We start from the raw sequence: 26,174 nt of genomic DNA, 5'->3' as shown, positions 1-26,174 counted from the left end.
GTCACCCGGGGCCGACCCGGTAGCGGCGCACGGGTCCGTGCGCGGTGTCGCGGACGCCCTCGAAGACGGCGCCGACGCGCTCGATCGTCCTGGCCGACGCCGCGTTGTCCACCAGGCACGTCAGCACGACCGGGTCCACCCCGCGCCCGCGCGCCTCGCCGACCGCCCGGCCCAGCGCCCACGAGGCCAGTCCGCGCCGGCGCGCGGAGGGACGGACCCCGTAGCCCACGTGGCCGAACTGCCGCACGTGGTCGTCGTCCCCGTACCGCAGAGCGATGCCGCCGAGCACGCGGTCGTCCTCGACGATCCACCGGTGCACGGAGGTCCGGCCGCCGGGCCGGGCCGGGTCCGCCTGGCCGGCCAGCCGCGCGACCCAGGCCGCGAACCCGGCGGGCGAGTCGGTCTCGTCGGGGGCGAGCAGCCCGAAACCGTCCTCGTGCAGGCCCGGCCCCCACTCGCGGTGCGCGGCATGACAAAGGCTTGTCCGGTCACTCCCCCGTTCGGCCCTTCACTTCTGTCTGGACCGTTCATAAGTTGAAGAAGTCTGATGCAAAAGTCCGGGGACAGCGAGCGAAAGTCCGTCTGTCGACCTGGGTCACCGACGACTTCCCGACCCTTCCGACTGCCGACGGCCCGATCGGGCCGTACCTCGTCGCGCGCGCCGAACGGAGCAGGATGGACAACGACGCCCAGACCGGTTGGCTCAGCAGGCTGATCTCCCGCCGCGCGGTGCTCGCGACGAGCGCCGCCGGCCTCGCCGTGCCCGCCCTCGTGGCCGCCGGCCCGGCGACGTCCCACCACCGGGCGGCGGCGCGGGCCGGGACCACCAGGAGGGTCACCGTCTACGCGGAGGCCCTGCCCGGCAACCTCTACGGCTACGGCCTCGAACCCGGCGGGGCCACCGTCCCCGGCCCGACCTTCGAGGTCTACGAGGGTGACGCGCTGGAGATCACGCTGGTCAACAACACCGACCGGCGGATGTCCATCCACCCGCACGGCGTCGACTACAGCACCGACTCCGACGGCGCGCCGCTGAACGACTCGTTCAACGACCCGGGCGAGACGCGCACCTACACGTGGCGCACGCGCGAGATGACGAGCGCCGGGGACGGCAGCAGGCGGTTCATGCCGGGCAGCGCGGGCTACTGGCACTACCACGACCACGCCATGGGCACCGACCACGGCTCGCTGGGCATCGCCCGCGGCCTGTACGGGGCGCTGGTCGTGCGCCGCCGCGGGGACCTGCTGCCGGACCGGCAGTTCGTCGCCGTGTTCAACGAGATGTCGGTCAACAACCGGGTCGCGCCGCACACGCCGGTCTTCGAGGCGGACCTCGGCCAGCGGGTCGAGTGGATCGCCATCGGCCACGGCAACCAGTTCCACACCTTCCACCTGCACGCCCACCGCTGGGCGGACAACCGCACGGGGATGCTCGAAGGCCCGGCCGACCCCAGCCAGGTCGTCGACAACAAGGACCTCAACCCGGGCGGCTCGTTCGGGTTCCAGGTCATCGCGGGGGACGGGGTGGGGCCGGGCGCGTGGATGTACCACTGCCACGTGCAGTCGCACTCCGAGACGGGGATGTCGGGGATCTTCCTGGTGCGCAACGCCGACGGCACCATGCCGCCCGGCGCGCAGGACGCCCTCGACCGCTTCCGCGGCCACGCGCACGGCTCGGCGGGCGCGCCGGGACGGGCACAGGACCACGCGCAGGACCGGGCACAGCCGCAGGAACACCACTGACCGCACGACGTGCCTACGGTGAAGGAGTCGGCAATGGGCAGAGGGTTTTCTCCGGGCAGGCGGCGCGGGGGGACGCGGGCGCTGGTGGCGGCGACCGCCGCGGCGGCGCTGGTGGGCGGGGTCCTCGTCCCGACCCCGGCGACCGCGCAGGCCCCGCGGGCGCCGGCGGTCACCGCGGCGGGCACGTCGGTGCTGGTCTTCCACGGGCCGGCGGACGGGCAGGAGGACCCGGTCGCGCGTGCCGCGCGGGCGTTCCGGGAGATCGGCGCGGCGAACGGGATCACCGTGGAGACGTCGTCCGACCCGGCGGTGTTCACGCCGGACGGGCTGGCCGGGCACCGCGGCGTGGTGTTCCTGTCGGCGGCGGGCGTCGCGCTCGGCCGCGAGCGGGAAGCCGCGCTCCAGGCGTACGTGCGCAACGGCGGCGGGTTCCTCGGCGTGGGCGACGCGGCCAAGGCGCAGGCCGGGTCGGCCTGGTTCACCGGCCTCATCGGCACCCGCCCGGCCGGCGGCGACAACACGCCCGAGGCGGTCGCCGCCGTGACGGCCAGCGGCGAGAACCCGCCCAACGAGACCAAGGAGAAGCTCACCGACGGGGACGACCGCACCAAGTGGCTGACCCGCGCCACGACCGCCTGGGTCGCCTACCGGCTCAACGCCGCCGCCGCGGTGAACCGCTACTCGCTCACTTCCGCCAACGACGCCGCCGGGCGCGACCCGCGCGACTGGACCCTCCAGGGCTCGGCGGACGGCACGACGTGGACGGACCTCGACCGGCGGACCGGGCAGACCTTCGACGACCGCCTGCTGACCCGCACGTTCACCGTCGCCGAACCCCGGTCGTTCCAGCACTACCGGTTGGCCGTCACCGCGAACGGCGGCGAGCCGCTGATCCAGCTGGCCGACCTGAGGCTGCTGTCCGGCGACCCCACTCCCCCGCCCACGCCCGCCGTGCAGCAGGCCCGGGTCAACGTCCTGGACCGGCTGCACCCGGCGACCGAGGACCTGCCGCCCAACGTCACGCTGACCGACCGCTGGTACAACTGGGACCCCAACCCGGTCGGCCTGGTGCACACCGTCGCCCAGGTCGAGGAGTGGGGCTACCGGCCCGGCCCGGGGGCCAACGGCGCGTTCCACCCGGTGTCCTGGTGCCGCGACTACGACGGCGGCCGGTCCTTCTACACCGGCATGGGGCACACCGAGGGCAGCTACGACGCGCAGGCGTTCCGCGCGCACCTCGCCGGCGCGCTGAAGTGGACCACCGGGGTGGTGCGCGGCGACTGCCGGGCCACCATCGCCGCCAACTACGAGGTCGAGCGGCTGACCGCGGCCAACCAGAAGGGGCAGCTCGACCAGATCGGCGAGCCGCACGGCCTGACCGTCGCGCCGGACGGCACGGTCTTCTACGTCGGCAAGGCGGCCTGCCCGACCGGGCCGATCGCCGACTGGGCCAAGCCGGAGGTCGGCTTGGGCTGCGGCACGATCCACCGGTACTCGCCGGGCGACGGGGAGGTGGAGCTGCTGGCCACGCTGCCCGTCATGGGCAACCGGGGCAGCGGCTCCGAGCTGGTCAAGAACGAGGAGGGCCTGCTCGGGATCGTGCCCGACCCGGCGTTCGCGCGGAACGGGTGGCTGTACGTCTACTGGATGCCGCACGACACCGTGGACCGGGAGAAGCGCACCGGCAAGCGCACGATCTCGCGGCTGACCTACGACCGGGCCACGCGGACCATCGACCTCGCCTCGCGCGCGGACCTGTTGCAGTGGACCGCCCAGCAGCACAGCTGCTGCCACGCGGGCGGCGGCATGGCGTTCGACGCGGCGGGCAACCTCTACGTCGGCTCCGGTGACAGCAACTCATCCGAGGGCTCGCAGGGCTACTCGGGCAACAACTGGACGGCCGAGCACCAGGGACTGTCCTTCCAGGACGCCCGCCGCACGGCCGGCAACACGAACGACCTCAACGGCAAGATCATCCGCATCCACCCCGAACCCGACGGCACGTACACGATCCCCGAGGGCAACCTGTTCCCGCCGGGCACCGACAAGACCCGCCCGGAGATCTACGTGATGGGCGTGCGCAACATCTCGCGGCTCCAGGTCGACCCGGTCACGCAGTGGCTGACCGCCGCGTGGGTCGGCCCGGACGCCACGGCGCCGAGCCCCGAGCTGGGACCGGCCAAGTACGAGACCGCGACGATCATCACCGAGGCGGGCAACCACGGCTGGCCGTACTGCATGGGCAACCGGCAGCCCTACCGCGACCGCAGCGACACCGACGCCAAGGTGCTGACCGGCTGGTACGACTGCGACGCGCCGAAGAACACCTCGCCGCGCAACACCGGCCTGGTCGACCTGCCGCCGGTGAAGGACAACATGATCTGGTACTCGCCGGGCGGCGGCGGCCCGGTGTTCCCGCTGCGCCCGGACGGCGTGCCGTCGTACAAGGCGGCCGAGGCCACCTACACCCAGCCGTGGCTGCGCGGTGGCGGCCAGGCCGTGATGACCGGGCCGACCTACCGGCGCGAGCTGGTCGACACCGGCAGCGGCGTCGCGTGGCCGGAGCACTGGGACGGCAAGTGGTTCATCGGCGACCAGAGCAGCTCGGCCAACCGGGTCGCGGTCACGGTCGACCCGGACGGCGTGCCGACCGCCGCGCCGCCGGTGTTCGTCGAGACGCTGCGGGCGATCATCCCGGGCGGCAACGGCGACGACCGGCTCCAGAGCTGGATGGACGCGAAGTTCGGCGCGGACGGCGCGCTGTACCTGCTCGACTACGGCGGCGGGTTCTTCAGCCTGCACGCCAACCAGAAGCTGATCAGGGTCTCCTACCGGGGCGGCGCGCCCACCCCCGTGCCCGCGGCGACCTCGGTGGCCGTGCAGGGCAAGCCGCTCACCACCGCGTTCACCGGCTCGAAGGCCGGCGGCGTCGAGCACCGCTGGGAGTTCGGCGACGGGACGTCCTCCACCGAGGCCGACCCCCGGCACACCTACGCCAGGCCGGGCACCTACGACGCGACGCTGACCGTGACCTACGCCGACGGCGAGCGGCACGTCGTGCCGCTGGAGGTGGACGTCGGGTGCGCCGTGCCCGACGACCGCGACACGGTGTGGACGGGCGCAGTCGACTCCGGCGTGCCCAACGAGCAGGTCGGCGGCGGCTGCACGATCAACGACCTGGTCGACGACGAGAGCGCGTGGCCCGACCACGGCGCGTTCGTCCGCCACGTCACCGCGCTGGCCGACCGGTTGCAGCGCGACGGCGTGATCGGCGGGCGCGAGAACAGCGCCCTGGCGCGCGCCGCGGCGGCGTCCGACGTCGGCACGCCCGCCAACACCGGCTACGAGCCGATCTTCGACGGCACCGCGCAGTCGCTGCGCGGGTGGACGCAGGCGCCGTCCGGGTCGTTCTCGGTCCAGCCGGACGGCGTGCTGCGGTCCTCCGGCGGGCTGGGGATGCTGTGGTACCACGCGAAGCGGTTCGGCGACTTCTCGGTCAAGCTCCGGTTCCGCGACTCCTCACCGGAGGGCACGCGCGCCAACAGCGGCGTGTTCACCCGGTTCCCGGACCCGCGCACACCGCTGGAGCAGCGACCGCCGGACAGCTGCGGCACCACGGGCAGCGCCCGCACGTCCCCCGCGTGGGTGGCGATCTTCTGCGGGCACGAGGTCCAGATCTACGACGGGGAGACCGGTGAGCCGCAGAAGACCGGCTCGGTCTACAACTTCGACCCGGTCGGGCTGCCGGGCGCGGGCGCAACTCCGAAGGGCGTGTGGAGCGACTACGAGATCAGGGTCGTCGGGCAGCGCTACACGATCACCCGCGACGGCGTGGTGATCAACGAGTTCGACAACGCGCCGGGCAAGCAGTCGTCCCGCGCCGGCGACCCGCCGACCGACCTGCGCCAGTTCGCCGAGGGCTTCCTCGGCCTCCAGAACCACGGGACGAACGACGTGGTCGACTTCCGCGACATCAGGGTGCGGTCGCTGTGACCGCCCGGGGGAGGTTCCGCGTGCTCCGGCGCTCCGTCGCCGCGGTGGTGGGCTCGTTGCTGGTGGCGTCCGCGCTCCCGGCCTCGGCGCTCCCCGCGTCCGCGCTCCCGACGCCCGTGCTCCCCGCGCCGGTGTCCGCCGCCCAGGTGCTGACGTGGACCGCGGACAACGACATCACCCGCTACAGGTCCGCGCCCGCCGGGGCGGTGGCGGGCGCGGCGACCCTCGTGTTCGAGAACAGCGAGGCGACCGGCAACACCACCGGGATGCCGCACACGCTGACCTTCGACACCGAGACGCCCGGCTACAACCACGACGTCGACGTGGACGTGCTGGCCAACCCGTTCGACAGCGCCAACGGCCGCCACCAGGTCGACGTCGTGCTCACGCCCGGCAGGTACCGCTACCACTGCACCATCCCGGGCCACAGCACGATGGTCGGCGAGCTGGTGGTGACCGAGGGCGGCGGCGAGGACACCACACCGCCCGAGGTCGCCGCCCAGGTCGCGGGCGACCGGAACGCCGACGGCGACTACCTGGGCGCGGCCGCGGTCACCGTGACGGCCTCCGACGCCGGGTCCGGCGTCGCCCTGGTGGAGTACCAGGTCGACGACACCGGGTTCGAGCCCTACACCGCGCCGGTCCGCGTCACCTCGGTGGGCGACCACTCGGTGCAGTACCGGGCGACGGACGAGGCCGGCAACACGTCACCGGTGGGGTCCGCGCGGTTCGCCGTCGTCGAACGGCCCGCCGAGGACACCACCCCGCCGGTCGTCGCCGCGCAGGTGACCGGCGAGCGGAACGCGGACGGCCACTACCTCGGCGAGGCGACCGTGACGGTCACCGCCACCGACGCGGGCTCCGGCGTGCGCAGCACCGAGTACACCGTGGACGGCGGTCCGTGGACGCCCTACACCGCGCCGGTCGAGGTCACCGCGCCCGGCGCGCACATGGTCCACCACCGCGCGACCGACAACGCCGGCAACACCTCCGCGGAGGGCATGAGCGGCTTCACCGTCGTGGAACGCCCGGTCGAGGACACCACGCCGCCGACGACGGCCGGCGCGGTGACCGGGGAGCGGGACCCGGTCGGGAACTACCTGGGCACCGCGACCGTCACGATCACCGCCGGCGACGACGGCTCCGGCGTGGACTCCATCGAGCACACCGTGGACGGCGGTGCGTGGACCCGCTACACCGCGCCGGTCGCGGTGCGCGCGGAGGGCGCGCACGCGGTGCGCTACCGGGCCACCGACCGGGCCGGCAACACCGCGCCGGAGAAGTCGCTGTCGTTCACCGTCGTCGCCCCCGGGCAGGACGCGTGCCCCGACTCCGACACGCGGCGGACGGTGGTCATCGGGGACGACGACACCGGCGTCCCGAACGGGGACACCGGGAACGGCTGCACCGTCAGCGACCTGATCGACCAGCACGGCGGGCACGCCGACCACGGCGCGTTCGTCCGGCACGTCGAGCGCGTCACCGGCGACCTGGTGGCCCGCGGCCTGCTGACCCGGCGGGAGCAGGGCGTCCTCGTGCGCGCCGCCTCGCGCTCCGACATCGGCACCTGACCCCCTCCAGCCCCGTCCGCACCCAGCAGGGAGAACGACCATGGCCAGACGGACCGCATCCGCACTCGCGACCCTGAGCGTCGTCGCCGCCGCCGCGGTGCTCGCCCCGACCGCCCACGCGGGCCTGGTCACGCACTGCGTGGGCAGCGGCGGGGCCGTGACGGTCCCCAACGACCTGCTCGTGCCCGCCGGGGGGTCGTGCTCGCTGGCCGGCACCACCGTCACCGGCAACGTGCAGGTGGCGGCGGGCGCCAACCTGGTGGTGACGGGCGGCACGGTCAACGGCGAGGTCCGGGTCGCCGCCGACGGGTACCTCGACGCCACCGACACCCGCGTCGACGGGCAGGTCGTGCTCGCGCCGGGCGGGTTCGGCGTGTTCCTGAAGAACACCGGCACCGGCCGGGTCGTGGTCGAGCCCAGGGGCTCGGCGGCGGCCGACGGGTTCCTGTTCGTCGAGGGCGGCTCGTCGATCGACGGCGACCTGACGGCCGGGTCCGGCGAGGTCAGCGTGACCGGCAGCGAGATCACCGGCGACGTCGGCACCAGCGGCGCGTACTTCACCGACCTGCACGACACCTTCGTGGACGGCGCGCTGTCGGTGCTGAACAACGCCACCGGCAGCGTCGTGTGCGGTGGCGCGGTGCAGGGCAGGGCGACGTTCGCGGGCAGCCTCGGCGGCATCCAGCTCGGGCCGAACGGCGCGCTGGACACCTGCGCCTCGGGCGGCTACTTCGCCCGGGACGTCGTCGTCTCCAGCACCACCGGCCGCACCACGCTGCACGACAACGTGATCAACGGCGAGCTCCGGCTGACCGCCAACAACCCGGTGGCCGAGGTGGCGGCCGACAACCGGGTCCGCGGCGGCATCACCGGCGACCACACCGCGCCGGCACCGGCGGCCGGTGCCGCGCTCGCCGACGACACCGCCCGCGGCACGGGCGGGCGGCGCGCCCAGGACCGGGCGGCCGAGGCGCGGGCCGAGGTCGCCGCGAGGGGTCCCGCCGGTCTGTGACCGCGCGATCCCGGTCCCGGCCCGTGCGCGGGTCCGGGACCGCCGGGGGTCCGGGACCGCCGGGCGGGTCCAGGTCCGCCGGACAGGTCCAGGGCCGCCGAGCGGGTCCGGGACCGCCAGGCGGGTCCAGGGCCGCCGGGGTCCAGGGCCGCCGGGGGCGTCAGGTCAGCCGGCGGTCCAGGACCTCGGCCGACAGCACGTGCTGCACGACCATCACGGACGCGCCCAGCACACCCGCCTCGGTGCCCGCCTTGGACGTGACGATGCGCAGGTCCTGGGTCGCCAGCGGCAGGGAGCGGCGGTAGACCGACTCGCGCACGCCCGCCAGCAGCATCTCCCCCGACTGGGCGACCAGGCCGCCCACCACGATCAGCGACGGGTTGAACATGCTGACGCACGCCGCCAGCACCTCGCCCACCTCGCGGCCCGCCTGGCGCACCACCCGACCGGCCTCGGCGCTGCCCTCGCGCACCAGCCGCACCACGTCCGCCGCGGTCCACGCCTCCACGCCCCGCGCCCGCAGCGCCGACGCCAGCGCCGGTCCGCCCGCCACGGCCTCCAGGCAGCCCGTGTTGCCGCACCGGCACAGCACGTCGCCCGCACCGGGCGCGTGCACGTGCCCCAGGTCGCCCGCCGCGCCGGCCGCGCCCCGGTGCAGCACGCCGTTGCTGATGAAGCCCGCGCCGATGCCGGTGGCCATCTTGACGACGATCACGTGCCGGGAGTCCGGGAAGCACCGGGTGTGCTCGCCCAGCGCCATCAGGTTGACCTCGTTGTCGACCAGGACCGGCACGCCGAGTTCCGCGCCGACCGCGCCCGGCACGTCGAACCCGTCCCAGCCGGGCATGATCGGCGGGTTGTTCGGCCGGCCGCTGGAGTGCTCCACCGGACCGGGCAGGCCGATGCCCGCACCGGCCAGGGTGGCCGGGTCGAGGTCGGGGAGCATCCCGCGCCACGTCTTGACCAGCAGCGGCAGGACGGCGGCGGGACCGTCCGCGATGTCCAGCGGCACCTCCTCGACCGCCGACAGCCGGCCGTCGAGGTCCGTCACCGCGACCGTGGCGCGGGTGGCGCCGACGTCGGCGACCAGCACCGACCGCGCGCCGGCGTTGAACGAGAACAGGTCGGCCGGCCGGCCGCCGGTGGACTGCCCGATGCCGCCGCCGACGACCAGCCCCGCGTCCAGCAGCGCCTCCAGGCGGGTGCGGACGGCGGACCGCGCCAACCCCGTCTCGGCCGCGATGTCGGCCCGGGTGCGGGGCCGGCCGTCCCTGAGCAGGCGCAGGACCGCGGCGGGGGAGGCGGTGGCGTAGCCCGGTGCCCTGTCCATCCGCCCAGTGTCGCAGAGCGTGAAAGCTCCTGGTCAGCTTCGTGTTGCGGCGCACTGGGGATCATCCGAACGGACCGGTCGGCGGCCTGGCCTCAGGGGTTGGCCCGGGTGACCAGGTCGGCGACCCGCGCGGCGTCGAGCGGACTGCCCGGGAACGCGCCGAGCCGGCCCAGCGGCAGGCTGCCGAGGAAGGCGAAGACCTGCGGGTCGGCGAACATCCCGCCCCCGCCGTCGGCCAGGGCCTCTCCCAACACCTGCGCGCCCCTCGGGTCGGCCTGCCACTCGGCGAGCGTCGAGTCCGCCGTCAGCGGCACCCTGGTGTCGTCGCCGTCGACCACGACCGACACCGCCGCGCGCAGGTCGCGCGACGACGCGCCGACCTCGAAGACGTGCTCGCCGCCCTCGACGACCCACCGCCCCAGGCGCGGGTCCCAGTGCTCCAGGTCGGCGCGCGGGATGCGCACCACGGCTTCGACCGTGCGCCCGGCCGGGACCTCGACGAGGGCGAAGCCCCTCAGCTCGCGCGGCACGCGGCGCACCGCCGAGCCCGGCACGCTCCCGTACACCTGGACGACCTCGCGGCCGTCCCGGTCGCCGTCGTTGGTGACCGGCACCCGCACCTCGACGCCGCCGTCCGCGGTGGACGCGCTCGCCGTGCCGTAGGTGAAGGTGGTGTAGGACAGGCCGAAGCCGAACGGGTAGGCGACCTCCTGCCCGCGCGCGTCGAACCCGCGGTGGCCGACGTGCAGGCCCTCGCCGTAGCGGACGTGCCCGGCCTCGCCCGGGAAGTCCAGGTGGGACGGGTGGTCGGCGAGCGCGAGCGGGATGGTCTCGGCGAGCCGGCCCGACGGGTCCACCACGCCGAACAGCACGTCGGCGAGCGCGCTCCCGCCCGCCTGGCCGAGCAGCCACCCCTCCACCAGGGCGGGCACCGCGCGGTCCCAGGGGCGGGTGAGCACGACGGCCCCGTTGGACAGCACGACGACGGTCCTCGGGTTGGCCTCCACGACCCGTTCGACGAGCGCGACCTGGTCGGCGGGCAGGTCGAGCGAGGCGCGGTCGAGCCCCTCGGTCTCCTGCGCGGTGCCGATGAAGACCACCGCCACGTCGGCGGCCCGCGCGGTCTCGACCGCCTCGGCGGCGAGCGCCCCGCCGTTCCCGTCGTCGCCGTCGAGCGAGTAGCCGGCGGCGAACGCGACGGGCGCGGACGTCAGCCCCCTGATCGCGGTCAGCGCGTCGTCCAGCCGGGTCGGGTTGACCTGCGAGCTGCCGCCGCCCTGGTAGCGCGGGCTCCGCGCGTACTCGCCGACGACCGCGACCGACACGCCCCCGCGCGGCAGCGGCAGCAGGCCGCCGTCGTTCTTGAGCAGCACGACGGCGCGCGCGGCGACCTCCCGGGCGAGGGCGTGGTGCGCGTCGGCGTCGCGGGTCGCCGCCGGGTCGGCCCCGGCGACCGCCCGGTCGACCAGGGCCAGGACCCGGTCGGCGGCGGTGTCCAGGGCGGCGGCGTCGAGCGTGCCGTCCTCCACCGCCCGCACCAGGGCCTCGTCCCCGGCGGGGTCGGGACCGGGCATGGTCAGGTCGAGCCCGGCCCGCACGGCGGCGACGCGGTCGACCACGGCGCCCCAGTCGGACACCACCAGACCGTCGAAGCCCCATTCGTCGCGCAGCACCTCGGTGAGCAGCCAGTGGTGCTCGGAGGCGTGGACGCCGTTGACCTTGTTGTAGGCGCACATCACGGTCCACGGCCGGGCGTCCCGCACGACCCGCCGGAACGCCCTCAGGTACACCTCGCGCAGGGTGCGCTCGTCGACGTCGGCGCTCACCCGCATCCGGTCGGTCTCCTGGCTGTTGACCGCGAAGTGCTTGAGCGACGCGCCGACGCCCCGGCTCTGGAGGCCGCGCACCCACTCGACCGCGAGGACGCCGGCGAGCAGCGGGTCCTCCGCGTAGTACTCGAAGTTGCGGCCGCCGAGCGGGGTGCGCTTGAGGTTGACGCCGGGGCCGAGCAGGACGTGCACGCCCATCGCGCGGGCCTCCTCGCCGAGCGCCTCGCCGACCCGGCGGACCAGGTCGGGGTCCCAGGTGGAGCCGAGCGCGACGGCGGGCGGGAAACAGGTCGCCGGCTCGCTGTCGAGCAGGCCGACGTGGTCGCCGCCGGCGCGCTGCGCGCGGACGCCGTGCGGCCCGTCGGTGAGGGTGATCGCGGGGACGCCCGCGACGGCGGTGGTGTGCCAGAAGTCGCCGCCGCTGGTCAGCGCGGCCTTCTCCGCCGTGGACAGGTGCGGCGGCCGGTCGTCGGTGCTCACGGTGTTCCCTTCGTGGTCCCGCGTTACTGAGTACCTACTAAGTACTCGGCCCACGGTACCCTGGGCGCGACCGGACGGCAGGGGGTGCGACCGTGGCGGGTGAACCGGCCCGGCGGGACCGTGCGCGCCTGCCGGCGGCCGAGCGGCGGCGGCAGATCGTCGAGGTGACCACCCGGCTGATCGCCGAACGGGGCTTCTGGGGCCTGTCGATGCAGGACGTCGCCGACGACTGCGGCCTCACCGTGCCCGGCCTGCTGCACCACGTCGGGTCGAAGGACGGCCTGCTCATCGCCGTCCTGGAGCACCGCGACGCCGAGGACGCCCGGACGCTCGCCGCCGAACTGGGCGCGCCCGCGCCGCCCGTCGACCTCACCGGCGTGGACCTGCGGCGGATGTGCTCGGCGCTGGTGCGGCGCAACGCGGCGCAGCCGGAGATCGTGCGGCTGTTCGCCGTGCTGGAGGCCGAGTCGCTGGCCCCGAGCCACCCCGCGCACGCCTACTTCGCGGCCCGCCAGGACAGCACGCTCGCCGTGTTCACCGACCTCGCCAAGGGGCTCACCGGCTCACCGGGCTCCCTGGCCCGGCAGGTCGTGGCGATGATGGACGGCCTCCAGGTCCAGTGGCTGCGCGCACCCGCCACCACCGACCTGGTCGAGCAGTGGGAAGCCGCCGCCGAGGTGCTGTTCGCCGGGTCGCGCTAGCCCGCTCGACGCGGTCGACGCGGCACCCGGAGCCGACCGGATCGCGTTATCGCTAACACCGTCACCCGAGAGCCGCTGTTGACAACGCCGCACTCCCCGCGTTACGAAGGTGACCCACCCCACTCGTCGACACCGCCGCTCCGCACCCTCGGTTGTTAGCGCTAACAAGAGCTTGTCGCCCCGACCACCGCAGATCGGAGCAGACCATGCACCGACGAGCCCGCGCCTGCGCGGTGTCGCTCCTCGTCCTCGCCGCCTCGCTCGCCCTGCCGGCCGCCGCCTCCGCCGCCCCGCTGCCCGCCGGCGCGAGGTCGCTGGAGGCGGTCAACTCCCCCGGCCGGTACGTCCGGCACGTCGACTTCCTCGGCCGGCTCGACCCCGTGACGGCCGGCAGCACGGCGCGGGTGAAGTCCGACGCCACGTTCACCGCGGTCAACGGCCTGGCCTCGCCGTCGTGCTCCTCGTTCCAGGCGGCCAACGGGATGTTCCTGCGGCACCGCGACTGGCGCGTGCGCCTGGAGCCGAACACGGGTGACGCGCGGTTCCGCGAGGACGCGACGTTCTGCGCCGCGGCCGGGTCGGTGACCGGCTCGGTGTCGCTCGTGCCGTTCAGCCACCCGGACCGGCGGCTGCGGCACCGCGACTTCGAGCTGTGGGTGGACCCGTACCAGGACACCGCGGGTTTCCGCGCCGACAGCTCGTTCCGGCTCACCGCGCCGTGGACCCCGAAGACGACCAGGGGTCCGGTGCTCCCCGGCCTGTTCGCCGACCCGCACATCGTGCACCTCGACGGCCGCTACCACCTCTACCCCACGACGGACGGCTACGCGGGCTGGGCCTCGCCGTACTACAAGGCGTTCTCCTCCACCGACCTGGTGAACTGGACCGACCACGGCCCGGTGCTCGACCTCGGCCCGGACGTGTCGTGGGCGGACGACTCGGCGTGGGCGCCGGCGGTGGTGGCGAAGAACGGCCGGTACTGGCTGTACTTCAGCGGCGGCGCGGCGTTCGGCGACACGGGCAAGCACCTGGGCGTGGCGGTGTCCGACTCGCCCACCGGCCCGTTCCGCGACGCGCTCGGGCGCCCGCTCGTCCGCGCCGGGGCGTACGCCGGGCAGGCCATCGACCCGATGGTGTTCACCGACGACGACGGGCGGTCCTACCTGTACTGGGGCAACGGCGCCGCGCACGTCGTGCCGCTCAACGCGGACATGGTGTCGTTCGACCCCGCGCAGGTGCGCACCGCCACCCCGAGCGGCTACCGCGAGGCGTCGTTCGTGCTCAAGCGCAACGGCACCTACTACTTCACGTGGTCGGAGAACGACACGCGCGACGAGGACTACCGCGTCGCCTACGCCACCGGCCCGTCGCCGCTGGGCCCGTGGACCAAGCGCGGGGTCGTGCTCCAGAAGCGCCTGGACCTCGGCGTCAAGGGGCCCGGCCACCACTCGGTGGTGCGGGTGCCCGGCACCGACACCTGGTACGCGGCCTACCACCGGTTCGCCGTGCCCGCCGGCAACGGCACCAACCGCGAGGTGACCGTCGACCGCATGGCGTTCAACGCCGACGGCACCATCAGCCCGATCGTCCCGACGCTGTGACGAGGAGTCCCGCTGTGTCCCGAACGACCACGAGGGTCGGCGCCCTGTTCGCCGCCGCCGCCCTGCTGCTCACGTCCTGGTCGGCCCCGACCGCCCCGCGCGCGTCGGCCGCCGAGCCGTTCACCGGCTACCTGATGGCGCACTTCACCGGCGAGCACGCCACCGGCGAGCAGCTGCACCTGGCGCACAGCCGGGACGGCCTGCGCTGGACCGACCTGAACAACGGCGCGCCCGTGCTGCTGTCCACCGTGGGCACGCGCGGCGTGCGCGACCCCGCGCTGGTCCGCTCCCCCGCCGGCGACCGGTACTGGATCATCGCGACGGACCTGCGCATCGCGAGCGGCACGTCGTGGTCCGACGCGGCCAACAACGGCAGCAAGTCCCTGGTGGTGTGGGAGTCCACCGACCTGGTCACCTGGTCCGCGCCGCGCCTGCTGAACGTGGCGGGCGGCATCCCCGGTGCGGGCGACGCGTGGGCCCCCGAGGCGATCCACGACCCGGCGTCCGGCGACTACGTCGTCTACTGGGCGACGAACGCGACGCTCAACGGCGTGAAGAAGCACCGCATCTACTACGTGCGCACCAGGGACTTCCGGTCCGTGAGCACGCCGGTGCTCTACCTCGACCGGGGCGCGGGGCAGGGCGTCATCGACACCCAGGTGGTCGAGTCGCCCGAGGGCGTGGGCGGGTACCGCTACTTCCGCGCCTCCGCCGACGGCCACATCACCGTCGAGGGCAGCAACTCGATCCTGGGCACGTGGACCACCATCGGCAACCTGTCGCACATGGGGATCTCCAACGGGGCCACCGGCGGCACCGTGGTCGAGGGTCCGATGTGGATGCGCTTCAACGGCCGCACCGAGTGGGCGCTGTGGCTGGACCAGTACGCCACCGGGCGCGGGTACATGCCGATCACGTCGTCGAACCTGGGCAGCACGCGGAACTTCGCCACCCGCACCGACTTCTCATTGGGCGGCACGCGCAAGCGGCACGGCTCGATCCTCAACCTCACCGCCGCCGAGGAGGGCCGGGTGCTGGCGAAGTGGGGCGCGTCCGCACCGGTCAGCCGCATCCAGTCGTACACGCACCAGGACCGGTACGTGCGGCACGCCGACTTCGACGTGCGGATCGACCCGAACGTGAGCCCGGTGCAGGACTCCCAGTTCCGCGTCGTGACCGGCCTGGCCGGGACGGGCACGGTGTCGTTCCAGTCGGTCAACTACCCCGGTCACTACCTGCGGCACTACGGTTTCGACTTCGTGCTGGCCGCGAACGACGGCACCGCGACGTTCGGCGGTGACGCCTCGTTCCGCCAGGTGGCGGGGCTGGCCTCCTCGTCGTGGGCGTCGTTCCAGTCGTACAACCACCCGGACCGCCACATCCGCCACTACGGCTACCAGTTGCGGCTCGACCCGATCACGGACGCGACGGGGAGGGCGGACGCGACGTTCCGGCTGACGGGGTGAACCCCGCCGGGTTCCCGACCTCGACGAACCCGGCGCCCTCGAAGACCTGGTGAGCACCGACGTGCAGTTCGCCCCGGGTGACCTGCTTGCCCGACCGGGTCGTCGTCGAGTGCCCCTCCACCGCCTCGGCGCCGCGGTCGCGCGCGTACGCGACCGCGGCGCGGGCGAGCACGTAGGTCACCCCGTGCCTCCGGCCCCCCTTGCGGACCACGAAGCACGTCACGGCCCACACGCCGTCGTCTTGTCTTCATTCCGACCACCCCGAGGAACGCGGAGCGTCCGCAACTCCGAGTAGGCGATCCGGGGTTCGACGGCCACCCACCCCGCCGGCTCGCCGTAGGCGATCAACCCGTTGGTGGACGCGCCCGCTCGACCGCGAGCGGCCTGCTCCCGCTAAGCGGTGCCCCACCCCTCCTGCGGCTGTCCCGCCGGATCAATTCCCGAGCTCGAACCGCCGGCAGCAGCACTCACCGAGGTCGGAAGCCCCGAAACGGCCTCGACGTCGTCCCACGACGCCTCGTTGGCCGGGACGACCCGAACCTCCGCCTCGGTAATCGGCTCCACGCGCGGCATTGTGCCCGGGTAACCGACATGCAGGTGATCCACAGCCGCAGCGCTTCACGCCACAAGAGCGCGCTCACGGTCGCCGAGGGCGATCGAGAAGTGACCGAGTCGGTGTCCGGGCGGTTCCCGCCCGGTGTTCAGAGCGATTGGACCTCGACCGCGGAGTCGTGCACCTCGATGTCGCACCGGCCCTGCATCGGTGTGCTGTTGCTGCCGGAGACGGTGATCCAGTCCGTCCAGCGCCACGTGTCGTCCCCGGTCGGTTGCCTGCACAGACCACCCACCCGCACCCTGGACGGCGTGCGGCCCGCGGTGCAGGTCGCCCAGTACTCGGCGTCGAGGTGGCGCGGCGTGCACGACGCCAGTCCTGAAGCCCTGACGATCGCCGCACCGGTGTGCGGTGCGGCACCGGCCTGGTGCGGCACCGCCATGGAGGACGCGGCGCAGAAAGCGACCGTCACGGCCATCCGTCGATAGGTGTTCACGGGTTCTCCTGTCGATTCCCGCCCGACCTCCTGCCGGGACGCGTTCACGGTGAACGACTGGCGTTCGGTGATCACGCCGTGTTCTCGTGCTGCCTGCCGGATCGCTGGAATCGACCGGTCAGCGGTGTCGACCGCGAGGGCGCGGCGGTAGGGAGGTCCCTACGGGGAGGTTCGGTGGAACTGCGGTTGTTGGGCAATGTCGAAGGTCTGGTCGACGGCGAGCGACTGGAGGTGGGGCACGCTCGACAGCAGTGCGTGTTGGTCGTGTTGCTGATCGAGGTGAACCGAGTGGTGACAGTGCAGCAGTTCGTCGACCGGGTGTGGGCGGACGACCCGCCGCGCCGGGCGCGGGAAGTGGTCAGCAGCTACCTCTCGCGCTTGCGCAAGGTGTTGACCGTCGACGACCGCCCGGCGCCCATCCGACGGCGTTCCACCGGGTACGTGCTGGAGATGGACGAAAGTGCGGTGGACCTGCACCTCTTCCGGGAGTTGGTGGGCCTGGCCCGGTCGCAGGCCGACGAATCCCGCGCGGTGACCCTGTTGGAGCGGGCCTCACGGCTGTGGCGGGGACCGGCTTGTGCCGGCTTGGACACGCCGTGGATCAACACCGTGCGCGAAGAACTGGAGCGGGAGCGCTTCTCGGCCGACGTGGATCGGGTCGACCTGCGGTTGCGCTCGGGCAACCACGTCGAACTGCTCCCCGAGCTGACCGCCCGTGCCCGGGAACACCCACTCGACGAGCGCGTCGCGGGTCAACTGATGCTCGCCCTGCACCGCGGTGGCCGCCAGGCCGAAGCACTGCTGCACTACGACCGGCTGCGGCTGCGGTTGGCCGACGAACTCGGGGCCGATCCCGGCGCCACACTGCGCCTGCTGCACCAACGAGTCCTCACCGACGCCGCGGAACTGGCACCGCCTTCCCCGACGGGCGCTGCGGCGGTCGGAACCACGTCACCCGGATCGCCTGCTGCTGCGGCCCCTGAGCCGGCCGCGACCGACCCGGCGATCGTGCCCCGGCAACTCCCGGCCGCACCCGAGCCGTTCGTCGGCCGCGACAATGAACTGGGGCGACTCGACCTCGTCACGCTCAACGACTCCACCGCCGGACGCACCGTGGTGGTCTGCGCACTGGCCGGGGCGGGCGGCATGGGGAAGACCTGGCTGACGATCACCTGGGCGCACCAGCACTCCGAGTGGTTCCCCGACGGGCAGCTGTTCGTCGACCTGCGCGGCTTCAGCCCGGACTCACAGCCCATGGAGCCGGCGGTGGCCGTGCGAGGCTTCCTCGACGCCCTCGGTGTGCCGCGCAACCGCGTCCCCGTCGACCCGCACGCCCAGGCCGCGCTGTTCCGCAGCCTGGTCGCCAACAGGCGGATGCTCATCGTGCTGGACAACGCCGCCACCACCGACCAGGTCGTCCCGCTCCTGCCCGGTGGGAACACCTGCACGGTGGTGGTCACCAGCCGGCACCGACTGCCCGGCCTGATCACCGCGCACGGTGCCCATCACCTGTACCTGGACGTGCTCTCCCCGCCGGAAGGCCGTTCCCTGCTCACCCGCCGCCTCGGCGAGGAGCGCACGAGAGCCGAATCGTCGGCGGTGGACGACGTGATCCTGCTGTGCGGCGGGTTCCCGCTGGCCTTGGGCATCCTCGCGGCACGCGCCCACAGCCAGCCTGGAACCACCCTGACCGAACTCGTCGACGAACTCCGGGACACTGGCCTGATCGCGCTCGACAGCGACGAACCCGCCGCCAGCCTGCCCGCGGTCCTGTCGTGGTCCCTGCACCACCTGACCGCCGAGCAACGGCAGGTCTTCGCGCACCTGGGCACCGCCCCCGGTCCCGACACCGGGCTGCCCGCCGCCGCCAACCTCGCCGGTCTCCCCCTCGCCCGGACCCGGGCGCTGTTGCGCGGCTTGGAGGACGCCTGCTTGGTGAGCCGCGACAGCCGCGGTCGCTACCGCATGCACGACCTCGTGCGCGGTTACGCGGCCGCCCTCGCCGGCCACGAGCCTGCCGAGCCGGCGCGGCAGGCGGCGTTGCGGCGGCTGGTCGGGTTCTACGCGCACACCGCGTACACCGGCCAGGGACTTCTCGCTCCCCACCGACGCGCGCCGTGGGTCGACCCACCCGAACCCTCGTACCTCCCCCACCCGTTGCCCGACCTGTCTGCGGCCCTGACCTGGTTCGACGACGAAAGCCCTTGCCTCCTGGCCGCACTGGGCACCGCTACTTCACGAGGTTGGTACCGGATGGCGTGGCAACTGGTCTGGTGCCTGAGCGATTTCCTGGTCAGACGAGGGCGCCGACGCGACCACCTCGCCGTCTGGCAGACCGGGCTGGACGCCGCCGAACACCTCCAGGACCCCGCGGTCCTGGCCGTGTCCCTCAGGCGCCTCGGCAACTGCTGTGCCGACCTCTGGCAGCACGAACAGGCCGTCGAACACCTGCAACGGGCGCTCGTCCTGACGGAACAGCACCAGGACCACGTCAACGGGGCGAGCACCCGGCTGATGCTCGCGCGGAGCTGGCAGGTGCGGAGTTGGCAACTGCAACCCCCGGAGCAGGAAGGGGCCTTCCGGCAGGCACTGGAACACGCCGTGCACGCCGCGGGCCTCTTCCGCGTGCTGGAAGATCCCGGAGGAGAAGCCACCGCACTCAACGCCGTCGGGTGGTGCGCCACCCGACTCGGGGACCACGACCGGGCCCGTGAGCACTGCCAGGCCGCACTCCTCCTCTACCGCCGGCACCCCGACCCCGACGGCGAAGCGGACGTGTGGGAAACCATGGGGCACATCGCTCACCACACCGGCCACCACCGCGAGGCGATCGACTGCTACCAGCGATCACTCGCCCTGCTCGATGCTCTCGGCTACACCTACCACGTCGCCGCAGTCCGCGACCGGCTGGGTGCAACGCACGCCGCCCTGGAGCAGTACGAGCAGGCCCGAGCCCTGTGGCTCGCGGCGCTGGAGGTGTACCGCGAGCAACACCACCACGCTGCCGCCGATCGCGTCCAACGACAGTTCGACGCGTTGCCGCGGAGCTGATCCCGGTGTCTGAGCGAATGAGTGGAGGGCGTGCACGGCACCCTGCGGATCGCCTGTCCGGTGGGGGGGAATGGGAAGCCCAGCGGTGGTCGAGGGGAGAGTGCCGCCATGACGGTGGAACTGCGGCTGTTGGGTCAGGTGGAGCTCCTCGTCGACGGCTCCCGGGTGGATCTCGGGCACGCCCGCCGGCGATGCGTGCTGGCGGCGCTCCTGGCCGACGCCAACGAGGTTGTGACGACCGACCAGGTAGTGGACCGGGTCTGGGGAGAACAGCCGCCGCACCGGGCACGGCAACTGGTCAGCAACTACCTGTCCCACCTGCGTCAAGCGCTGGTCGCCGCCGACATCGCGGGAGCGGTGACGATCGAGCGACGTGGAGGCGGTTACGTCCTGCTGACCGATGCCGACCAGGTGGACGTGCACCGGTTCCGCGGTCTGGTCGCCCAGGCACGGACCACGGCGGAAGCGTCCCGTGCCCTGGACCTGCTGGGGCAGGCGCGCGCGCTGTGGCGGGGCGGGGCGTTGGCGGATCTGGACACGCCCTGGGCCGTCGCAGTGCGGGAAGGGCTGGAGCTGGAGCGGTTCGCCGCCGACGCCGAACGCCTCGACCTGGCACTGCGGCTCGGGCGGCACGCCGAGGTCCTGCCCGAGCTGACACTCCGCGCGACCACGCACCCGTTGGACGAACGCGTGGCCGCCCAACTCATGCTCGCCTCGTACCGCGGTGGACGTCAGGCCGAAGCCCTGGCCCTCTACCAGGACGTGCGCACCCGGCTGGCCGACGAGTTGGGTGCCGACCCCGGACCGGAGCTGCGACAGCTGCACCACCGCATCCTCACCGCGGACCCCACCCTGTCCTCGGCGACGGTGGGTGCGACAGCGGGATCGTGCTGCCCGGTGCCCCGGCAGTTGCCCGCGCCACCACGGCCGTTCGCCGGTCGTGCCGCCGAACTGGTCCACCTGGACGAGCTGTCGACCGACAAGCCGGGCGAACACCCGTCCGCGAGAGCGGGAGCCACGCCCAGGTCGAGGACAGCGACCGCCGGAGAGGTCGTCATCGCGGCGATCGGCGGAGTGGGCGGTGTCGGCAAGACCTGGTTGGCGTTGCACTGGGCGCACCGCAACGCCCACCGCTTCCCCGACGGGCAGTTGTTCGTCGACCTGCGCGGTTTCAGCCCCGGCAACCGGCCCTTGCACCCCGTGGCCGCGGTTCGCGGGTTCCTCGATGCCTTCGGTGTCGAACCCGATGGCATCCCGACTGACCTGGAGGCCCAGGCGGCGCTGTACCGCAGCGTGATCGCCGGCAAGCGCGTGCTGGTCGTGCTGGACAACGCGGCCACCACCGACCAGGTCCTGCCGCTGCTGCCGGGCACCCCCACCTGCACCGTGCTGGTCACCGGACGCACCACCTTGTCCTCCCTGATCGACCGGTACGGCGCCCGTCACCTGTCACTGGGCGTCCTCACCCGCGACGAGGCCCGCACCCTGCTGGCCCGACGCCTGGGGGAACAGCGGGTCGACGCCGAACCGGGAGCGATCGGAGAGCTGGTCGAGTTGTGCGGATACCACCCGCTGGCGTTGGCGATCGCCGCCCGCCACGCCGTGACCCGTTCACGGGTTCCGCTGGCCGCGTTGGCCGCCGAACTGCGTGATCTCGGACTGGAGGCGTTCGACCATGAGACCGATCCCACCGCCAGCCTGCCCGCGGTGCTCTCATGGTCCCTGCGTCACCTCACCGATGTGCAGCGCGCGGTGTTCGCCCTGCTCGGGATCGCGCCCGGCCCGGACTTCGACCTGCCCGCCGCCGCGTCCCTCACCGCTCTGCCCGAAGCCCGCACGCGCAAGGTCGTACGCGCCCTGGAGAACCACTCCCTGCTCGACCAACACCCGCACGGCCGCTACCGGATGCACGACGTGGTCCGCGCCTACGCCGCCACCACCGCCCTCAGCAGCCTCTCCGAGCCGGTGCGGCGAGCAGCGCTGGAGCGGGTGGTGGACTTCTACCGGCACACCGCCCACACCGCCGAAAACCTGCTCAACCCGCACCGTCGGCCGATCCGGCTCGATCCGCCCGCCCACAGAACCCACCCGCACCCGCTGCCGGACCAGCCGGCCGCGATGGCCTGGCTGGACACCCACCACCCGCACCTCCTGGCCGCCCAGCACACCGCCAGCGCCCACCACCGCCACGAAGCCGTGTGGCACCTGGCCTGGACCCTGACCACCTTCCACCAGTGGCGGGGGCACCACCCCGACGCGCTGGCCGTGTGGCGAGCCGCCGCCGACGCCGCCACCCACCTGCCGGACCCCGCCGCCCCCGTCGTGGCCCACCGGCTCCTCGGCCACACCTACGCGGAATCGGGGTGGCATGAGCAGGCAGTCGAACACCTGCACCATGCCCTCGCCTCGGCAGAACGGCACCACGACCTTGCCGAACAGGCGCACACCCACCATGAACTCGCGCGGGCCTGGGAATTCCAAGAGGACGACCGGAAAGCCCTGGAGCACACCCACCACGCCCTGCGCCTCTACCGCACCCTCGGGCACCCGGTGGGGGAAGCGCGCGAACTCAACACCGCCGGCTGGTACACGGCCCGGCTGGGCGACTACGACACCGCCCGCGACCACTGCCGGGCCGCCCTCGTCCTGTGCCGCCTGCACCACCACCGCGACGGCGAGGCGGCCACCCAGGACAGCCTCGGGTACATCGCCCACCGCACTGGCCAGCACCGCCAAGCGGTCAGGCACTACCGCCAGGCCCTCGACCTGTACCGCGCTCTCGGCAACAACGCCGAGGCGGCCCGCACCCTCGACAACCTGGGGCACCCCCACGTCGCCCTCGGCCAGCGCGCCCGGGCTCGCGCCGCGTGGCGACAAGCACAGGAGTTGTACCGGCAACAGGGGCGCAACGCTGACGCCCAGTGCGTCCAGGGACGGTTGGACAGCCTCGGCGAGTCCGCCGGCCCCACCTGACCGCCGTTCTCTGTGAACACCTCCAACATGTCTGTACCGCCCGGAGAAAATTCCACCCGTCGACCGCGGAGGTCGTGGGGTGCACGCGCACGATCAATACCGTGTGCCGTGAAACCAGACCTGACCAGCGGATTGTTGAAAATTTCGGAAAACCTGCGGAGTCGGCGGCGCACAGTGGAACACGCCGGCCCGCCCGGCTGTCGACCACCGAACCGCAGGAACCCGGTCGACCGCGGCACCCGGCGGGCCCGTCGAGGAGGAGCACATGAGAACGAGGATCTTGTCCACGGCATTGGCGTCCGCCGGTGCGATGGCGATCTCGCTGGCCGTTCCGGGCTCGGCGCTCGCCATCGATCAGGTGCACTGCAGGGTCACGCAGTGGTCCTGCGTGACCCCACCGATCAACACGGCCGGTTCCACGATCTTCCACGCCGCCACGACAGGGGTCGTCGGCCGTTCGTTCGTCCTCGTCCGCGATGTCGCGGTCCCCGGCTCGCCGGAGGTCGTCCGGGAGAACCGCAGCAGCGGCAACCACGACATCTGGCGTAATCGGGTGTACTCGACGTACCGGGCCGAGCTCCACTGCCCGGACAGCTGCGCCGGAGCCAGGATCTACTTCGCGAACGGCTGACACCCCGTCTGCGACGGAGACCGGATCACCGTCCGGGACGTCCCGGCGTCCCGGACGGCGGTTCGGCTCCACCGGACATCGCTCACCGGGTCACCCCGCGGGTCCGAAGACGCCAACGACTTGCAAAACCCGGGACTGAATCGAGAAACAGAGCACGAGAACAATGGATTCCGCACGACCAAGGAATGATCGGTTCCCGTTCACCCATTAGGATCAGATTCTTCGCAACGTCGCTCACCCGCTTGACACCCGGCACCTCCGGGTAAATGATCGGGTTTGATCCTTTGCGCCGGGGGGACTGGGGACCAGAGGGGCCGTTCGGGCTTGCTTCCTGCCCTTTCCTCCGCACACAGCAGTGTCGAGGAATCGTGGAGGGCGTATGCCTGTTTCACCGACCTACCCCGGCGTGTACATCGAGGAATTGCCGAGCCGGGTTCGCACGATTACCGCTGTGTCCACGTCGGTGTGCGCGTTCGTCGGCTACACGACGCGCGGTCCGGTGGACGAGGCGGTCACGATCACCGGTTTCGCCGACTTCGAACGGCGGTTCGGCGGGGTCGCCGCCCGCAGTCCGGTCAGCTACGCGGTGCGCCAGTTCTTCCTCAACGGCGGGTCGGTCGGCGTCGTGGTGCGGGTCGCCTCGAACGCGGAGCCCGCGTCGGTGGTGCTGAAGAACAGCACCGACAACCCCGCGAAGGCGCCGGGCGAGGCGCTGGAGGTGCGCGCGAAGGAACCGGGCGCCTGGGGCAACGGCCTGCGGGTGTCGATCGACTACGCGACGCCGACGCCGGACGAGACCTACACCCTGCGGGTCGGCGGTGAGACCTTCGCGGACGTCTCCCCCGACCCGGCGCACCCGCGCCACGTCGTCGCGGTGGTCAACTCCCGCTCGGACCTGATCACCGTGGACGACAAGGGGTCCGGCCTGCGGCCGGAACCGGTGGGCACGGTGTCGGGCGCGTTCGGCGAGGACCTGCCGGCCATCCCGGACGGGGACCTGGAGGTGAAGGTCCGCGGTGAGGACACCGTGCGCAGGACGCGGATCGGTGGCGCGCCGGTGAACCTGTTCGAGCTGGCGCTGGCGCTGGAGGCGGCGCTGCGCACGATCCCGGACACCCCCGGCTCCCGGACGTTCGGCGCGGCGCGCGTCGTGCCGATGGGCAACCGCCTCCAGGTGGTGTCGGGCTCCGACGACCCGGGCACCGTGCTGGAGTTCGGCGGCCCGGTCTCCGCCGCGCTGAACCTCAACGCGGCCCCGAACTTCACCGCCTACGCGGTGAACGGGACCGAGGGCCGGGACGGGGACGTCCCCGGTCCGGCCGACCTGATCGGCAACGAGCTGCTCAAGACCGGGCTGCACGCGCTGCGCGACGTGCCGGACGTGAACCTGCTGTGCCTGCCCGAGGTGTGCGGGTTCGAGTCGGTCGACCAGCAGGTCGCGGTGCTGGCCGAGGCGCAGCGGCTGTGCGTGGACAAGCGGGCGTTCCTGCTGGTGGACAGCCCGGTGGCGTGGAACACGCTGACCAGGGCGCGGGCGGGGCTGCCCGCGCTGGACGCGGTGCGCGGCGACCACTCGGCGCTGTACTTCCCGCACCTGGAGCAGGTGGACCCGCTGACCGGTCGGCTGCGGTCGTTCCCGCCGAGCGGCGCGGTGGCCGGGATCATGGCCCGCACCGACGGCGAGCGCGGCGTGTGGAAGGCGCCCGCCGGCACCGAGGCCCGGCTCACCGGCACGCGCGCGCTGACCGTGCCGCTCAACGACACCGAGAACGGCCTGCTCAACCCGCTCGGCGTGAACTGCCTGCGGTCGTTCCCGGTGATCGGCCCGGTGGTGTGGGGCGCGCGGACGCTGGACGGCGCGGACGCGCTGGCCTCGCAGTGGAAGTACGTCCCGGTGCGGCGGTTGGCGCTGATGATCGAGGAAAGCCTCTACCGCGGCACGAAGTGGGTGGTGTTCGAGCCCAACGACGAGCCGCTGTGGGCGCAGATCAGGCTGAACGTGGGCGCGTTCCTGAACACGCTGTTCGAGCGCGGCGCGTTCCAGGGCGCCTCCTCGCGCGAGGCGTACTTCGTCAAGTGCGACAAGGACACCACGACGCAGAACGACATCGACAACGGGATCGTGAACATCCTCGTCGGCTTCGCACCGCTGAAGCCGGCCGAGTTCGTCGTCGTCAGGATCGAGCAGCTGGCCGGGCAGATCGAGGTGTGAGGTTCGCATGGCCGAGTTCATCGTCAACCCCCAGCGGTTCGACCCCTACAAGAACTTCAAGTTCGTGGTGCTGTGGGACGGTCGTCCGGTCGCCGGGGTGTCCAAGATCAGTCCGCTGAAGCGGACCACCGAGGTGGTGAAGCACCGCAGCGGGGGCGACGCCAGCTCACCGCGCAAGTCCGCGGGGCGCACCGAGTTCGAGGCGATCACGCTGGAGCGCGGCGTCACCCACGACGCGGAGTTCGACCGCTGGGCCAACAAGGTCTGGTCGGTCGGGCAGGGTCGCGGGTCGGAGTCGTCGCTGCGGGACTTCCGCAAGGACATCGTGATCCAGGTGCTCAACGAGGCGGGGCAGGTCGCCGTGGCCTACAAGGTCTACCGGGCCTGGGTCGCCGAGTACCAGATCGTCGGCGAGCTGGACGCCAACGCCAACGCGGTGGCCATCCAGAGCCTGAAGCTGGAGCACGAGGGGTGGGAGCGCGACCCGGAGGTCGCCGAGCCCGAAGAGCCGTCCTTCCAGTTCCCGGCCTGA

General features: G+C 72.9%; 17 protein-coding genes. 12 read left to right on the top strand and 5 right to left on the bottom strand.

Features of this window, described 5'->3' with window-relative positions; genetic code table 11:
* Position 1 precedes the first annotated feature (1 nt).
* Entirely contained in the window at positions 2-421 is a 420-nt protein-coding gene (locus tag ACRAKJ_RS16700; protein WP_438921795.1) for a GNAT family N-acetyltransferase, read from the bottom strand.
* Positions 422-675: 254 nt separating this feature from the next.
* Between ACRAKJ_RS16700 and ACRAKJ_RS16695 the strand changes: the two genes are divergently transcribed.
* From ACRAKJ_RS16695 to ACRAKJ_RS16680, 4 genes are read left to right on the top strand one after another with little or no spacing between them, the layout of a single operon-like run.
* The gene (locus tag ACRAKJ_RS16695; protein WP_438921748.1) at positions 676-1,743 is read left to right on the top strand and encodes a multicopper oxidase domain-containing protein; all 1,068 of its coding nucleotides are present in this window, start codon (positions 676-678) and stop codon (positions 1,741-1,743) included.
* A 33-nt stretch (positions 1,744-1,776) separates the two neighbouring features.
* A complete protein-coding gene (locus ACRAKJ_RS16690; RefSeq protein ID WP_438921747.1) occupies positions 1,777-5,736 on the top strand; it encodes a ThuA domain-containing protein in 3,960 nt (1,319 codons plus the stop codon).
* 20 nt (positions 5,737-5,756) lie between these two features.
* Positions 5,757-7,307, top strand: a complete 1,551-nt coding sequence (locus ACRAKJ_RS16685) for an OmpL47-type beta-barrel domain-containing protein (protein ID WP_438921746.1) — start codon at positions 5,757-5,759, stop codon at positions 7,305-7,307.
* Between the two features lie 40 nt (positions 7,308-7,347).
* Complete coding sequence (locus ACRAKJ_RS16680) at positions 7,348-8,319, top strand: hypothetical protein (RefSeq protein WP_438921745.1); 972 nt, start codon at positions 7,348-7,350, stop codon at positions 8,317-8,319.
* A gap of 160 nt (positions 8,320-8,479) precedes the next feature.
* Here ACRAKJ_RS16680 and ACRAKJ_RS16675 read toward each other — a convergent pair whose 3' ends face one another.
* Positions 8,480-9,649: an ROK family protein gene (locus ACRAKJ_RS16675; protein WP_438921744.1), complete on the bottom strand. Its 1,170-nt coding sequence runs from the start codon at positions 9,647-9,649 to the stop codon at positions 8,480-8,482.
* A gap of 92 nt (positions 9,650-9,741) precedes the next feature.
* On the bottom strand, positions 9,742-11,958 hold the full coding sequence (locus ACRAKJ_RS16670; RefSeq protein WP_438921743.1) for a glycoside hydrolase family 3 C-terminal domain-containing protein: 2,217 nt from the start codon (positions 11,956-11,958) through the stop codon (positions 9,742-9,744).
* A 92-nt stretch (positions 11,959-12,050) separates the two neighbouring features.
* Here ACRAKJ_RS16670 and ACRAKJ_RS16665 point away from each other — a divergent pair, with 92 nt between their 5' ends.
* The 3 genes from ACRAKJ_RS16665 (at position 12,051) to ACRAKJ_RS16655 (ending at position 15,726) form a co-directional block, all read left to right on the top strand.
* Positions 12,051-12,659 carry a TetR family transcriptional regulator gene (locus ACRAKJ_RS16665; RefSeq protein WP_438921742.1) on the top strand — a complete coding sequence of 203 codons (609 nt, stop codon included), beginning with the start codon at positions 12,051-12,053 and terminating at the stop codon, positions 12,657-12,659.
* A 206-nt stretch (positions 12,660-12,865) separates the two neighbouring features.
* Positions 12,866-14,260: a family 43 glycosylhydrolase gene (locus ACRAKJ_RS16660; RefSeq protein WP_438921741.1), complete on the top strand. Its 1,395-nt coding sequence runs from the start codon at positions 12,866-12,868 to the stop codon at positions 14,258-14,260.
* A 14-nt stretch (positions 14,261-14,274) separates the two neighbouring features.
* Positions 14,275-15,726, top strand: coding sequence for a glycoside hydrolase family 43 protein (locus ACRAKJ_RS16655; RefSeq protein WP_438921740.1), 1,452 nt, complete (start codon positions 14,275-14,277; stop codon positions 15,724-15,726).
* Here the strand turns inward: ACRAKJ_RS16655 and ACRAKJ_RS16650 are convergent.
* Together ACRAKJ_RS16650 and ACRAKJ_RS16645 are read right to left on the bottom strand one after the other, a co-directional pair.
* The gene (locus ACRAKJ_RS16650; protein WP_447009029.1) at positions 15,677-15,907 is read right to left on the bottom strand and encodes a hypothetical protein; all 231 of its coding nucleotides are present in this window, start codon (positions 15,905-15,907) and stop codon (positions 15,677-15,679) included. The genes ACRAKJ_RS16655 and ACRAKJ_RS16650 overlap by 50 nt on opposite strands.
* Positions 15,908-16,427: 520 nt before the next feature.
* The gene (locus ACRAKJ_RS16645; RefSeq protein WP_438923987.1) at positions 16,428-16,775 is read right to left on the bottom strand and encodes a hypothetical protein; all 348 of its coding nucleotides are present in this window, start codon (positions 16,773-16,775) and stop codon (positions 16,428-16,430) included.
* A 174-nt stretch (positions 16,776-16,949) separates the two neighbouring features.
* Here ACRAKJ_RS16645 and ACRAKJ_RS16640 point away from each other — a divergent pair, with 174 nt between their 5' ends.
* The 5 genes from ACRAKJ_RS16640 (at position 16,950) to ACRAKJ_RS16620 (ending at position 26,174) form a co-directional block, all read left to right on the top strand.
* Positions 16,950-19,826 (top strand): BTAD domain-containing putative transcriptional regulator, encoded by a 2,877-nt coding sequence (locus ACRAKJ_RS16640; RefSeq protein ID WP_438923986.1) that lies wholly within the window; start codon positions 16,950-16,952, stop codon positions 19,824-19,826.
* 108 nt (positions 19,827-19,934) lie between these two features.
* Positions 19,935-22,799 (top strand): BTAD domain-containing putative transcriptional regulator, encoded by a 2,865-nt coding sequence (locus ACRAKJ_RS16635; protein WP_438923985.1) that lies wholly within the window; start codon positions 19,935-19,937, stop codon positions 22,797-22,799.
* A gap of 265 nt (positions 22,800-23,064) precedes the next feature.
* The gene (locus ACRAKJ_RS16630) at positions 23,065-23,430 is read left to right on the top strand and encodes a hypothetical protein (RefSeq protein ID WP_438923984.1); all 366 of its coding nucleotides are present in this window, start codon (positions 23,065-23,067) and stop codon (positions 23,428-23,430) included.
* A 451-nt stretch (positions 23,431-23,881) separates the two neighbouring features.
* A complete protein-coding gene (locus ACRAKJ_RS16625; protein WP_438923983.1) occupies positions 23,882-25,642 on the top strand; it encodes a phage tail sheath C-terminal domain-containing protein in 1,761 nt (586 codons plus the stop codon).
* Between the two features lie 7 nt (positions 25,643-25,649).
* A complete protein-coding gene (locus ACRAKJ_RS16620) occupies positions 25,650-26,174 on the top strand; it encodes a phage tail protein (RefSeq protein ID WP_438923982.1) in 525 nt (174 codons plus the stop codon).

Source organism: Saccharothrix sp. DSM 118769 (genome assembly GCF_052936295.1).
This window is presented reverse-complemented; position numbering and strand designations above follow the sequence as displayed.

Coding starts and splice junctions, on each gene's coding strand:
- ACRAKJ_RS16675 (WP_438921744.1), bottom strand. CDS start 9,649: ATGGACAGGGCACCGGGCTACGCCACCGCCTCCCCCGCCGCGGTCCTG.
- ACRAKJ_RS16635 (WP_438923985.1), top strand. CDS start 19,935: ATGACGGTGGAACTGCGGCTGTTGGGTCAGGTGGAGCTCCTCGTCGAC.
- ACRAKJ_RS16660 (WP_438921741.1), top strand. CDS start 12,866: ATGCACCGACGAGCCCGCGCCTGCGCGGTGTCGCTCCTCGTCCTCGCC.
- ACRAKJ_RS16690 (WP_438921747.1), top strand. CDS start 1,777: ATGGGCAGAGGGTTTTCTCCGGGCAGGCGGCGCGGGGGGACGCGGGCG.
- ACRAKJ_RS16630 (WP_438923984.1), top strand. CDS start 23,065: ATGAGAACGAGGATCTTGTCCACGGCATTGGCGTCCGCCGGTGCGATG.
- ACRAKJ_RS16620 (WP_438923982.1), top strand. CDS start 25,650: ATGGCCGAGTTCATCGTCAACCCCCAGCGGTTCGACCCCTACAAGAAC.
- ACRAKJ_RS16680 (WP_438921745.1), top strand. CDS start 7,348: ATGGCCAGACGGACCGCATCCGCACTCGCGACCCTGAGCGTCGTCGCC.
- ACRAKJ_RS16695 (WP_438921748.1), top strand. CDS start 676: ATGGACAACGACGCCCAGACCGGTTGGCTCAGCAGGCTGATCTCCCGC.